The sequence below is a fragment of the Flavobacterium sp. genome (assembly GCF_043722275.1).
Classification (GTDB): domain Bacteria; phylum Bacteroidota; class Bacteroidia; order Flavobacteriales; family Flavobacteriaceae; genus Flavobacterium.
The window spans coordinates 1-12,163 of record NZ_JAYSPC010000041.1; the positions used below are offsets into that span (position 1 = coordinate 1).

General features: G+C 32.0%; 14 protein-coding genes. 13 read left to right on the plus strand and 1 reads right to left on the minus strand.

What is annotated here, in order from left to right:
- The 9 genes from rpsK to ctlX form a co-directional block, all read left to right on the plus strand.
- The coding region (rpsK, locus tag ACHZDT_RS05155; RefSeq protein WP_394773575.1) for a 30S ribosomal protein S11 at nucleotides 1-262 on the plus strand (262 nt) is incomplete at its 5' end.
- Between the two features lie 92 nt (nucleotides 263-354).
- The gene (rpsD, locus tag ACHZDT_RS05160) at nucleotides 355-960 is read left to right on the plus strand and encodes a 30S ribosomal protein S4 (protein ID WP_026982953.1); all 606 of its coding nucleotides are present in this window, start codon (nucleotides 355-357) and stop codon (nucleotides 958-960) included.
- Nucleotides 961-981: 21 nt separating this feature from the next.
- On the plus strand, nucleotides 982-1,974 hold the full coding sequence (locus ACHZDT_RS05165; protein WP_026109818.1) for a DNA-directed RNA polymerase subunit alpha: 993 nt from the start codon (nucleotides 982-984) through the stop codon (nucleotides 1,972-1,974).
- 36 nt (nucleotides 1,975-2,010) lie between these two features.
- Complete coding sequence (gene rplQ, locus ACHZDT_RS05170; protein ID WP_394773576.1) at nucleotides 2,011-2,499, plus strand: 50S ribosomal protein L17; 489 nt, start codon at nucleotides 2,011-2,013, stop codon at nucleotides 2,497-2,499.
- A gap of 248 nt (nucleotides 2,500-2,747) precedes the next feature.
- A complete protein-coding gene (carA, locus tag ACHZDT_RS05175) occupies nucleotides 2,748-3,866 on the plus strand; it encodes a glutamine-hydrolyzing carbamoyl-phosphate synthase small subunit (RefSeq protein WP_394773577.1) in 1,119 nt (372 codons plus the stop codon).
- 102 nt (nucleotides 3,867-3,968) lie between these two features.
- The gene (gene eno / locus ACHZDT_RS05180; RefSeq protein WP_394773578.1) at nucleotides 3,969-5,261 is read left to right on the plus strand and encodes a phosphopyruvate hydratase; all 1,293 of its coding nucleotides are present in this window, start codon (nucleotides 3,969-3,971) and stop codon (nucleotides 5,259-5,261) included.
- A 155-nt stretch (nucleotides 5,262-5,416) separates the two neighbouring features.
- Nucleotides 5,417-6,694: a citrate synthase gene (locus ACHZDT_RS05185; protein WP_394773579.1), complete on the plus strand. Its 1,278-nt coding sequence runs from the start codon at nucleotides 5,417-5,419 to the stop codon at nucleotides 6,692-6,694.
- Between the two features lie 64 nt (nucleotides 6,695-6,758).
- The gene (locus ACHZDT_RS05190; protein WP_394773580.1) at nucleotides 6,759-7,673 is read left to right on the plus strand and encodes a dimethylarginine dimethylaminohydrolase family protein; all 915 of its coding nucleotides are present in this window, start codon (nucleotides 6,759-6,761) and stop codon (nucleotides 7,671-7,673) included.
- A 76-nt stretch (nucleotides 7,674-7,749) separates the two neighbouring features.
- Nucleotides 7,750-8,685, plus strand: coding sequence for a citrulline utilization hydrolase CtlX (gene ctlX, locus ACHZDT_RS05195; protein ID WP_394773581.1), 936 nt, complete (start codon nucleotides 7,750-7,752; stop codon nucleotides 8,683-8,685).
- 431 nt (nucleotides 8,686-9,116) lie between these two features.
- On the opposite strand, the gene ACHZDT_RS05200 is transcribed toward ctlX, so the two are convergent.
- Entirely contained in the window at nucleotides 9,117-9,746 is a 630-nt protein-coding gene (locus ACHZDT_RS05200; RefSeq protein WP_394773582.1) for a MarC family NAAT transporter, read from the minus strand.
- A 152-nt stretch (nucleotides 9,747-9,898) separates the two neighbouring features.
- Here ACHZDT_RS05200 and ACHZDT_RS05205 point away from each other — a divergent pair, with 152 nt between their 5' ends.
- From ACHZDT_RS05205 to ACHZDT_RS05220, 4 genes are all read left to right on the plus strand, one after another.
- A complete protein-coding gene (locus ACHZDT_RS05205; RefSeq protein ID WP_394773583.1) occupies nucleotides 9,899-10,264 on the plus strand; it encodes a CoA-binding protein in 366 nt (121 codons plus the stop codon).
- 182 nt (nucleotides 10,265-10,446) lie between these two features.
- Nucleotides 10,447-11,067: a recombination mediator RecR gene (gene recR, locus ACHZDT_RS05210; RefSeq protein WP_394773584.1), complete on the plus strand. Its 621-nt coding sequence runs from the start codon at nucleotides 10,447-10,449 to the stop codon at nucleotides 11,065-11,067.
- Between the two features lie 70 nt (nucleotides 11,068-11,137).
- The gene (locus tag ACHZDT_RS05215; RefSeq protein WP_394773585.1) at nucleotides 11,138-11,926 is read left to right on the plus strand and encodes a polysaccharide biosynthesis/export family protein; all 789 of its coding nucleotides are present in this window, start codon (nucleotides 11,138-11,140) and stop codon (nucleotides 11,924-11,926) included.
- 15 nt (nucleotides 11,927-11,941) lie between these two features.
- Nucleotides 11,942-12,163, plus strand: a 222-nt coding sequence (locus ACHZDT_RS05220; protein ID WP_394773586.1) for a hypothetical protein, incomplete at its 3' end; no start/stop codon positions are given.

Below are 12,163 nucleotides of genomic sequence, written 5' to 3' on the forward strand. Positions count from 1 at the left end.
TTGGTCTTCAGCTGGTAAAATGGGTTTTAGAGGTTCTAAAAAGAACACTCCATACGCAGCCCAAATGGCAGCAGAAGATTGTAGTAAAGTAGCTCTTGAAGCTGGACTTAAAAAAGTAAAAGTTTATGTAAAAGGACCAGGAAACGGACGTGAGTCTGCTATTCGTTCTATTCATAACGGTGGAATTGAAGTTACAGAGATTATCGATGTTACTCCAATGCCTCACAACGGATGTCGTCCTCCAAAAAGACGTAGAGTTTAATTTATTTAATATAGTATAACAAGGTAGAATATAGATTATCGAAGGATTTGACCTGAATTCATAATCTCTACCTTAAATTTAATTTTTTAGAAATGGCAAGATATACTGGTCCAAAAACTAGAATTGCTCGTAAATTTGGCGAAGCAATCTTCGGAGATGACAAATCTTTCGAAAAAAGAAATTACCCACCTGGACAACACGGGATGGCTAAAAAAAGAGGAAAAAAATCTGAGTACGCTGTTCAGTTAATGGAAAAGCAAAAAGCTAAATATTCTTATGGAATTTTAGAAAAACAATTCAGAAATTTATTCAAAAAAGCATCAGCTACTAAAGGTGTTACTGGTGAAGTTCTTTTACAATTATGTGAAGCAAGATTAGATAACGTTGTTTTTAGAATGGGTATCGCTCCCTCTAGAAGAGGCGCTAGACAATTAGTTTCTCACAGACACGTTACTGTAAATGGTGAAGTTGTAAATATCGCTTCTTACCACCTTAAACCTGGTGATAAAGTAGCAGTTCGTGAAAAATCTAAATCTTTAGAAGCTATTGAACGTTCTTTATCAAATTCAAGTCATGTTTACGAATGGATTACTTGGAATAATGATCTTAAAGAAGGAACTTTTGTTTCTGTACCTGCAAGACTTCAAATTCCAGAAAACATTAAAGAACAATTAATCGTAGAGTTGTACAACAAATAATAATTGACTTAGTCGAAATTTATGGCAATATTTAATTTTCAAAAGCCCGATAAAGTTATCATGATCGATTCAACCGATTTTGAAGGTAAATTCGAATTTAGACCTTTAGAACCTGGTTATGGATTGACAGTTGGTAATGCACTTAGAAGAGTTTTGCTTTCAGCATTAGAAGGTTATGCAATTACATCTGTTCGTATCGAAGGTGTAGATCATGAGTTTTCTACTATTTCAGGTGTTGTTGAAGATGTTACCGAAATTATCCTTAATCTAAAACAAGTGCGTTTTAAACGTCAAATTGAAGATATCGATAATGAAGCAGTTACAATTTCTGTTTCTGGTAAAGATCAATTAACAGCAGGTGATTTTCAAAAATTTATTTCAGGTTTTCAAGTTCTGAATCCAGACCTTGTTATCTGTAATTTAGATTCTAAAATCAAATTGAACTTCGATTTAACAATCGAAAAAGGTAGAGGATATGTTCCTGCTGAGGAGAACAAAAAACAGAATGCTGCAATTGGAACAATTTTTACAGACTCTATTTTTACTCCGGTAAAAAATGTAAAATATGCAATTGAAAACTTCCGTGTTGAGCAAAAAACAGATTACGAAAAATTAGTTTTTGAAATAAAAACTGATGGATCAATTAATCCAAAAGATGCTCTTACTGAAGCTGCAAAAGTTTTAATTCACCACTTCATGTTATTTTCTGACGAAAGAATTACACTCGAGGCTGACGAAATTGCACAAACAGAATCGTATGATGAAGAGTCATTGCATATGAGACAATTGCTTAAAACTAAGCTTGTTGATATGGATTTATCTGTGAGAGCATTAAATTGCTTGAAAGCGGCTGAAGTTGATACACTTGGTGATTTAGTATCGTTCAATAAAAATGACCTAATGAAATTCCGTAATTTTGGTAAAAAATCTTTAACTGAGCTAGATGAACTTGTAGCTGTTAAAAATTTAACTTTCGGAATGGACTTAGCTAAATACAAATTAGATAAAGAATAATTCAATCCGCTACGGCGGATTAAATTTAAAATAGCAATGAGACACGGAAAAAAATTCAATCACTTAAGCAGACAGACTGGACATAGAAAAGCTATGTTAGCTAATATGGCTTGTTCTCTTATTGAGCACAAACGTATTAACACTACTGTTGCTAAGGCTAAAGCGCTTAAACAATTCGTTGAGCCTTTAATCACAAAATCAAAAGAAGATACGACTCACAATCGTCGTATTGTTTTTGCTTACTTACGTAGTAAATATGCGGTAACTGACTTGTTCAGAGACGTAGCTGCTAAAGTTGGAGACCGTCCAGGTGGATACACTCGTATCATTAAAGTTGGAAATCGTTTGGGAGATAATGCTGATATGGCAATGATCGAACTTGTAGATTTCAATGAACTTTACAATGGTGGTAAAAAAGAAGTTAAAAAAGCTAAAAGCCGTCGTGGTGGTAAAGCAAAAAAAGCTGATGAGACTTCTGAGGATCCAGCTGCTGAATCAGAATCGACTACTGAAGCTTCTGAATAATTATGAAAGTAATGATTCTATAGAAATCAAGGATAAGCTAATTTTAGTTTATCCTTTTTTTTTTGGCATTTTTTGAAAAAGTTTAAAATGTAACTTATTTTGAAATTTAGGTTTTAATTTTATGAATGAAATTTTTAAAAAATCTTGGAAGCGCTCTTTTAAAGAAGTAAATTTGCAAAATATCTAATTACAAATGTAAATGAGCATCGCGAGTTTCATGAACAATTAAAAAATAATACAATTATATAATGAAATACACTACACGACAAAGCGCCATTTTATTACTAAGTGATGGAACTATTTTTCATGGAAAATCTATCGGAATTAGCGGTAAAACTTTTGGTGAAGTTTGTTTTAATACGGGGATGACAGGATATCAGGAGATTTTTACAGATCCTTCTTATTTTGGTCAAATTATGGTTGCTACTAATCCTCACATAGGGAATTATGGTGTTAATGATTTAGAAATTGAATCTGATAGTATCAAAATTGCTGGATTAGTTTGTAAAAACTTCAGTTTTAATTATTCTAGGGAAGATTCTTCCGGAAGTTTAGAAGATTATTTTATTAAGCAAAATTTGATCTGTATATCCGATGTAGATACAAGAGCATTGGTGAGTTATATTCGTGATAATGGAGCTATGAATGCAGTTATTTGTACTGATGGCACTTTAGTTGAAGATTTGAAAATAGAATTGGCGAATGTGCCAAACATGGAAGGTTTAGAGTTGGCGTCAAAAGTTTCAACTACTGAACCTTATTTTTTTGGTGATGAAAATGCTACGTATAAAATCTCTGCTTTAGATTTAGGGATTAAGAAGAATATCCTGCGAAATCTTGCTAAGAGAGATTGTTATATTAAGGTTTTTCCTTATGACTCAACTTATAAGGATTTAGCTGAATTTAATCCAGACGGATATTTTCTATCAAATGGTCCTGGGGATCCAGATCCACTTTTTGGAGCTATTGAAGTAGCAAAAGGAATTATTGCAGATAATAAGCCTTTGTTTGGAATTTGTTTAGGACATCAAATAATTGCTTTGGCAAATGGAGTTAAAACTTATAAAATGTTTGGTGGACACAGAGGAATTAATCATCCTGTGAAAAATCTTCTGACGGGTAAAGGTGAAATTACTTCGCAAAATCATGGTTTTGCTGTAAAAAGGGAAGCTTTAAATGGTCACCCTGAGTTAGAACTTACGCATATACATTTAAATGACGATACTGTCGCTGGAATGCGAATGAGAAATAAGAATTGTTTTTCAGTACAATATCATCCTGAAGCAAGTCCCGGACCACATGATTCATCTTATTTATTCGATCAATTTGTTGAGAATATAAAAGGAGCTTCTGCTAAAACGATGTAGTTAATAAAATAAAGGTATTTAATTGTTAAATGTGGTATTTAATATTAAATATTTTTATAATTTCGAAAAATATTTATAATTTATTAATAAAAAACAAAAATAATGAGTATTATAATAAAAGTTCACGCTAGACAAATTTTTGATTCCAGAGGTAATCCTACTATTGAAGTTGATGTAATTACTGAGAATGGAGTTTTAGGTAGAGCTGCTGTTCCATCTGGAGCATCAACCGGAGAACATGAGGCTGTTGAATTACGTGACGGAGGAAAAGCTTTCTTAGGAAAAGGAGTTTTGAATGCAGTGAACAATGTAAATACTGTTATTGCTGAAGAATTAGTTGGAACTTCTGTTTTTGAACAAAATATGATTGATCAATTGATGATTGATTTAGACGGAACTCCAAATAAATCTAAATTAGGAGCTAATGCTATTTTAGGTGTTTCTTTAGCTGCTGCAAAAGCTGCTGCAAATGAACTTGGATTGCCTTTATACAGATACGTTGGTGGAGTTTCTGCTAATACTTTGCCTGTACCAATGATGAATATCATCAATGGAGGTTCTCACTCTGATGCTCCTATTGCATTTCAAGAATTTATGATTTTCCCTGTAAAAGCAACTTCTTTTTCTCATGCTATGCAAATGGGAACTGAAATTTTTCACAGTTTGAAAAAAGTATTGCACGACAGAGGTTTAAGTACAGCTGTTGGTGATGAAGGTGGATTTGCTCCAAACTTGGCTGGTGGTACTGAAGATGCTTTGGATACTATCAAAAAAGCAGTTGAAAATGCTGGATATACTTTTGGTGACGAAATTATGATTGCGCTTGACTGTGCTTCTGCTGAATTTTATGTAAACGGAAAATACGACTACTCTAAATTTGAAGGAGAAACTGGTAAAGTAAGAACATCTGCTGAACAAGTGGAGTATTTAGCTGAATTAGTAGCGAAATACCCAATTATTTCTATTGAAGACGGAATGGATGAAAATGACTGGGATGGATGGAAACTTCTAACTGAAAAAATCGGACACAAAGTTCAATTAGTAGGTGATGATTTATTCGTTACAAATGTTGAGCGTCTTTTAACTGGAATTGAAAAAGGAATTGCTAATTCAATTTTAGTAAAAGTAAACCAAATTGGTACTTTAACTGAAACTATTGCGGCTGTAAATATGGCTAAAAACGCAGGATATACTTCAGTAATGTCTCACCGTTCAGGAGAAACAGAAGATAATACTATTGCTGATTTAGCTGTAGCATTAAACTGTGGTCAAATCAAAACAGGTTCTGCATCTCGTTCTGATCGTATGGCAAAATACAATCAATTATTAAGAATCGAAGAGGAGTTAGGATCTACTGCTTATTTTCCTGGATTAAACGCTTTCAAGATCAAATAATTGTAAGAGTTATATATTAAATTTAAACCATTCGTTTATGCGAATGGTTTTTTTTTGGAGTTTTAACAAATTCATAGCAGGATTCTTTTTTTAATTAGTCTTAAATTCCTTAGATTTGATAAATTATTATTTTAAAGATTTATTTCCGATATATTATGTCAAAAATAGCTACATTAGAAGTAGATGGTCAAAAAATTGAACTTCCGGTAATCACGGGAAGCGAAAATGAGTCAGCTATCGATATTAACAAATTACGTGATTTAACTGGTATTATTACTATTGATCCTGGATATAAGAATTCCGGATCATGTAAAAGTGAAATCACCTTCTTAGACGGAGAATTAGGAATTTTACGTTACAGAGGATATTCAATTGAAGATTTAGCTGAAAAAGCGAACTTTTTAGAAGTATCATATCTTTTGATTTTTGGTGAATTGCCAACAGCTCAAGAATTGGAGCAATTTGAAAATGGTATTAAAAAACATACTTTGGTAAACGAAGAAATGAAAAATATCATTGACGGATTCCCAAAAACGGCTCACCCAATGGGAGTTTTGTCAGCTTTGACAAGCGCTCTAACTGCATTTAATCCTAAAGCAGTAAACGTTGAAAATGAAAAAGAAATGTATGAGGCCATTTGTAAAACAATGGGTAAATTTCTTGTAATTGCAACCTGGACTTATAGAAAATCTATGGGTTATCCGTTGAATTATTACGATAACACAACAGGTTACGTTGATAACTTCATGCAATTAATGTTTAAATTGCCTACCGGACCTTATTCAGCAAATCCGGTTATTGTAGATGCATTAGATAAATTATTTATTCTTCATGCTGATCACGAGCAAAATTGTTCTACATCAACTGTAAGAATGGTTGGTTCATCTCATGCTGGTTTATTTGCTTCAATTTCTGCTGGTGTTTCTGCTCTTTGGGGACCACTTCATGGAGGTGCAAATCAAGCTGTACTTGAAATGTTAGAAGAAATTAATAAAGACGGTGGAGATACAGATAAATTTTTGGCTAAAGCCAAAGATAAAAATGATCCTTTCCGTTTAATGGGATTTGGTCACAGAGTTTATAAAAATTTCGATCCAAGAGCAAGAATAATTAAAAAAGCAGCTAAAGAAGTATTAGAAACTTTAGGAGTTGAAGATCCTATTTTAGAAATTGCTAAAAAATTAGAAACAGCAGCTTTAGAAGATGATTATTTCAAATCAAGAAATTTATATCCTAACGTAGATTTCTATTCTGGAATTATCTACAGAGCATTAGGAATCCCTACAGATATGTTTACAGTAATGTTTGCTATTGGAAGATTACCGGGTTGGATTGCACAATGGAAAGAAATGCGTGAAAACAAAGAACCAATTGGTCGACCAAGACAAATTTATACTGGGCATCCGCTGAGAAAATTTAAGTCGAACAAATAAAATATTTTAAAGCTTCACATAACTGTGAAGCTTTTTTTATCTTTGGCCAAAATATAATAAAGTTATGTTGCAATTAAATATAAAGAATGAAACGTCCAGATTACGTGCAGTAGTTTTGGGTTCTGCGGTTCATAATGGTCCAACTCCATCTTTAGATGAAGCTTATGATCCTAAATCATTGGAACATATTAAGGCAGGAACATATCCAATTGAAAAAGATATGGTTGCTGAAATGGATGCTTTTAATGCTGTTTTTCAAAAATATGATGTAAAAGTATATCGTCCTGAAATGATTGAGAATTATAATCAGATTTTTGCGAGAGATATCGGGTTTGTAATTGATGATACTTTCGTAAAATCAAATATTCTTCCTGATAGAGAACGTGAATTAGATGCAATTCAATATATACTTGATCAAATTGATCCTTTAAAGGTGGTTCGTCCGCCAGAAGAAGTTCATATTGAAGGCGGAGATGTTATGCTTTGGAACGATCATATTTTTATTGGAACATATAAAGGAAGCGATTATAAAGATTACATTACGGCTAGAACGAATATGCATGGTGTAAATTTTATTAAAGAATTATTTCCAAATAAAATTGTAAAGGAGTTTGATTTGGTTAAATCTAAAATCGAAGCTCGTGATAATGCTTTGCATTTAGATTGTTGTTTTCAGCCAGTAGGAAAAGATAAAGGAATTATTTATAAAAGAGGTTTTCGTGAGGAAGCTGATTATCTTTATTTAGTAAATCTTTTTGGGAAAGAAAATTTATTTCATATTGAAAGAAATGAAATGTATAATATGTTTTCTAATGTATTTTCTATCGATGAAAATGTAGTAGTTTCAGAGAAGAACTTTACCAGACTTAATAATTGGTTACGTTCAAAAGGTTTTACTGTTGAAGAAATTCCTTATGCCGAAATTGCAAAACAAGAAGGTTTATTAAGATGTTCAACACTTCCGTTAATTAGAGACTAAAAAAAATGAGTTTCAGCTTTCAAAGTCAAGTTCGTTCGACTTGAAACTTGAAACCCGAAACAAAAATATAAAGATTATGAAACAAACGACAAATGCAATTGTAATGATTCGGCCAGTTGCTTTTAGAATGAATGAGCAAACGGCAGTAAATAATTATTACCAAAAAGTATTAGATGGTCTTTTACCAAGTACAGTAAATGCAAAAGCGCAACAAGAATTTGATGTTTTTGTAGAAAAATTAAGAGCAGTTGGTGTTGATGTTACTGTGATTGATGATACTTTAGAAACAGATACTCCAGATAGTATTTTTCCAAACAACTGGGTTTCATTCCACGAAAATGGTGATGTAGCTCTTTATCCAATGTTTGCAGAAAATCGTCGTCAGGAACGTCGCGAAGATATTTTAGATACTCTTGAAGATAAAGGTTTTGAGATTGCTAATATAATGGATTATACATCTGCAGAGGAAGATGGTTTTTTTCTGGAAGGAACCGGAAGTCTGCTTTTAGACAGAGCCAATGCAAAAGCATATTGCGCATTATCGCCTCGTTCAGATGAAGAGTTGTTTATTGAATTTTGTGAAGATTTTGATTATGCTCCTGTTATTTTTGAAGCTTTTCAGACAGTTGACGGTGAACGTAAATTAATATATCATACAAACGTAATGATGTGTTTAGGCGAGACTTTTGCAGTTATTTGTGCAGATTGTATTGACGATAAAAAAGAACGTAAAATGGTTCTTGATAATCTAAAAACAGATAAAAAAGAAGTTATTCTGATTACAGAAGCTCAGGTAAATAATTTTGCTGGTAATATGTTAGAAGTTCGAGGAACAAATGATAAAAAATATCTTGTTATGAGTGCTTCGGCACATCAAAGTTTAACTCCTAAACAAATTGCTCAATTAGAAAATCACGCCGAAATTTTGAGTTCTAGTCTTGATACGATTGAAGCTTGCGGAGGCGGAAGTGCAAGATGTATGATGGCAGAAGTGTTTTTGCCAAGAAGTTAAGGTTCGTTTTTAGAATAAAGCTTTACCGAAAATGCATCCAAGGATGAAAGATAAACAGTTGCGAATAAAAGTTTGCAACTGTTTTTTATGTTTTTGGATAATGCAATTTAAAGCGGAATAATAAAATTTGATATTAAAAAGGCTCAACTATTTAGTTAATGAATATAAGTTTTCTGAAGGCTTAAAGATAACGCCATTTGAATTAAAATTATGATTTCAAAGATAAAAAAATATGCTGTAAAATATCCCTTTTGTCAGATATTATATCCATGTTTCGAATAGGTTTTCATCTTCAAATAGTGGAACTTCACTAATTAATATTAAATGTTCCAACGAAAGTTTGCACACTTTAAAATGTCAAAAGGAGTAAAATTAAAATGTCCCAAAGAGTAGGTAAATATGTGGGCATTTTTTATGAAATAAAAAGATATCTACATCAAATTTCCTTTGACAATATTTATAATTGAACTTACAATATATTGTATTCCGATAGAAATAACAATAAAACCAACAATTCTGGAAATAGCAACAATTCCAGATGCTCCTAATATTCGGGCTAAATAATGTGCGCTTTTTAGAATAGCAAAAATTGCAACTGCAATCGCTAAAATTGCCAAAGACGATATAATTATTTCTTCCATTCCGTGATGTTCCTGATGAAAAGCAATTAGCAAAGAAATTGATCCTGGACCAGCTAACATTGGGATTGCTAATGGCGTTAAAGCTATATCGTTACGTTGTTGTGCTTCATTTTCAATTTTTTTATTGATTCCCCGCTTTTTATTGAATTTCCCTGAAAGTAATGAAAATCCTGAATTCACAATTACAATTCCACCTGCAATTCGAAGTGCGTCAATACTAATTCCGAAAAAAGACAAAACATATTGTCCGATAAAAAAAGAAACAATCAAAATTATAAATACGTTTATGGCAGTCCATAACGAAATTCTTGAGCGCTCTTTTTGAGAGTCATGTTGTGTTAATCCAACAAAAATCGGAACTGTTCCGATTGGGTTTAATACGGAGAAAAGCGCCGCAAATAAATAAATGAATAAATCCATGCTGTTTTAGTTAATGAAGTAAAAATAGTTAATTTTTGATACCTCAAAGCAAATTCAAGTTAGTATATTATTTTTAATGTTATTATTTCTAAATCAATAACCTAAACTAACCTCATTCTTTTTGATTACTTTTGTGACATATTTGAAAAATAATGAAAAATAAAAAAACTTTAGTTCTTGGTGCTACCACAAAACCAGATCGTTACGCTTTTAAAGCCATAAACATGTTAGTTGATAAAGGACACACTGTTTTGGCAATTGGTCAAAATACAGGAGAAGTTGCGGGTGTAAAAATCCATACCAAAGCCATTCCGGTTAAAAATATAGATACAGTAACGTTGTATTTAAATCCTACTCGTCAACGAGATTATTATAATTATATTATTGAGGCTCAGCCTAAAAGAGTAGTTTTTAATCCTGGTACAGAAAATCCGGAATTTTATCAATTGCTGGAATTGAATAATATTAAAGCAGAAGTTGCTTGTACTTTGGTTTTATTGGCCACTAATCAATATTAATTTTTTTCAGGAGCTTTTCCAGCTATCCACTATATCTTTTCCTGGCTAAAGAAGCCAGAAAAAGGATATCGTTTCTATCTGGGCTAGAAAAGAACTTTTGTAGTTAGAATTAGTATCTCGATAAAACTGAATTTAGTTGCCCCAAAACCTACTAAACCATTAAAAGTATTACTTTTGTCGTCATGGAATTTTCATCAAAATTAATAGAAAAAGCAGTCAACGAAATGTCACAATTGCCCGGAATTGGTAAGCGTACGGCATTACGATTAGTGTTGCATTTATTAAAACAGCCAAAAGAGCAAACCGGATTTTTATCTCAGGCATTATTGAATATGCGTGCAGATATAAAATTTTGCGAAAGTTGCCATAATATTTCAGATACTAAAGTTTGTGAAATCTGTGCAAATTTGACCAGAAATCATCAGACAATTTGTGTAGTTGAAGACATTCGGGACGTTATGGCTATTGAAAATACTGGTCAATATAAAGGAATCTATCATGTTTTAGGAGGTAAAATTTCCCCTATAGAAGGAGTTGGTCCCAGTCAGTTGAATATTACAACTTTGGTTGAAAAAGTAAAATCAGGAAATGTAATTGAGATTATTTTTGCGTTAAGTTCTACAATGGAAGGCGATACGACAAATTTTTATATCTATAAACAAATTGCCGAATCAGAAATTGTGATTTCTACAATTGCCAGAGGTATTTCTGTTGGAGATGAATTAGAATATGCAGATGAAATTACACTTGGAAGAAGTATTTTACATCGAGTTCCGTTCGAAAAAACTTTCAAAAATAATTAAATAAACCCTAAATAAACTTAGATTTTCTGAAGATTAAAGGAAAAGCTATATTTGCGATAAAATTTTAATAATGACAAAGAACGGCTTTTATATATTACTATTAATTGGTGCTTTATTTACATCGTGTATTCCTGTAAAAGATTTAGTGTATTTGCAGGATAAAAATAATTCTGGTGAACAAAATAATATCGCTGCTGTAGAATCAAAACCTTACAGATTACAAGTAAATGATGTCTTGAGTGTTGATATAAAAGCAATCGATCCTAAATTGGTGTCGATTTTTAATACAACACAAAATGCTTCAGCAGGTAAATCTGAATCAGAGTTATATTTTAATGGTTTTACAGTGGATGATCACGGAAACATTAGAATGCCAATATTGGGCGAAATAAATGTTATAGGATATACTTTGGAAGAAGTTCGAGTCATAATTGAAAAAAAATTACTTGAAGAATATTTTAAAAGCGAGGCTAATATTTTTATTACTGTAAAACTAGCTGGTTTTAAATATACTATAAACGGTGAAGTTGGAAGTACCGGTACAAAAACATTGTTTCAGGAACATGTAAATATTATGGAAGCTGTTGCAAATGCCGGCGATATAACAATTACCGGAAACAGAAAAGCTGTAACTGTAATTCGTCAATCGCCAACAGGAATGCAAATGCACGACTTAGATTTAACTGATGTTAATGTAATGAAATCTCCATATTATTATTTACAGCCTAACGATTACATTTATGTAAAACCTCTTAAACAAAAAACATGGGGAACTGGGAAAACCGGGATAGAATCTATTAGTACGATTGTTACTATTTTGTCATTAGCTACAACCGTATTTTTGTTGCTTAAAAATTAAAACCAAATTCAAAATATGTTAGATATAAAAGATTTTTCCATTTTTGAAAATCATTCGAATTTTGATTTTAAGGGATTTTTATTAAAAATTTTAAGTTACTGGAAATGGTTTCTGGCTAGTTTGATAATTGCATTCACAATTGCTTATCAAGTCAATATTCGTAAACAAAAAATTTACGAAATCAATACTGTTTTGTCATTAAAAGAGGAGAATAATCCTTTTTTTACTGCCAATACT

Bases quoted from the DNA above. Each gene is read 5' to 3' on its own strand.
- rpsD (WP_026982953.1), top strand. From the start codon at position 355: ATGGCAAGATATACTGGTCCAAAAACTAGAATTGCTCGTAAATTTGGC.
- ACHZDT_RS05165 (WP_026109818.1), top strand. From the start codon at position 982: ATGGCAATATTTAATTTTCAAAAGCCCGATAAAGTTATCATGATCGAT.
- rplQ (WP_394773576.1), top strand. From the start codon at position 2,011: ATGAGACACGGAAAAAAATTCAATCACTTAAGCAGACAGACTGGACAT.
- carA (WP_394773577.1), top strand. From the start codon at position 2,748: ATGAAATACACTACACGACAAAGCGCCATTTTATTACTAAGTGATGGA.
- eno (WP_394773578.1), top strand. From the start codon at position 3,969: ATGAGTATTATAATAAAAGTTCACGCTAGACAAATTTTTGATTCCAGA.
- ACHZDT_RS05185 (WP_394773579.1), top strand. From the start codon at position 5,417: ATGTCAAAAATAGCTACATTAGAAGTAGATGGTCAAAAAATTGAACTT.
- ACHZDT_RS05190 (WP_394773580.1), top strand. From the start codon at position 6,759: ATGTTGCAATTAAATATAAAGAATGAAACGTCCAGATTACGTGCAGTA.
- ctlX (WP_394773581.1), top strand. From the start codon at position 7,750: ATGAAACAAACGACAAATGCAATTGTAATGATTCGGCCAGTTGCTTTT.
- ACHZDT_RS05200 (WP_394773582.1), bottom strand. From the start codon at position 9,746: ATGGATTTATTCATTTATTTATTTGCGGCGCTTTTCTCCGTATTAAAC.
- ACHZDT_RS05205 (WP_394773583.1), top strand. From the start codon at position 9,899: ATGAAAAATAAAAAAACTTTAGTTCTTGGTGCTACCACAAAACCAGAT.
- recR (WP_394773584.1), top strand. From the start codon at position 10,447: ATGGAATTTTCATCAAAATTAATAGAAAAAGCAGTCAACGAAATGTCA.
- ACHZDT_RS05215 (WP_394773585.1), top strand. From the start codon at position 11,138: ATGACAAAGAACGGCTTTTATATATTACTATTAATTGGTGCTTTATTT.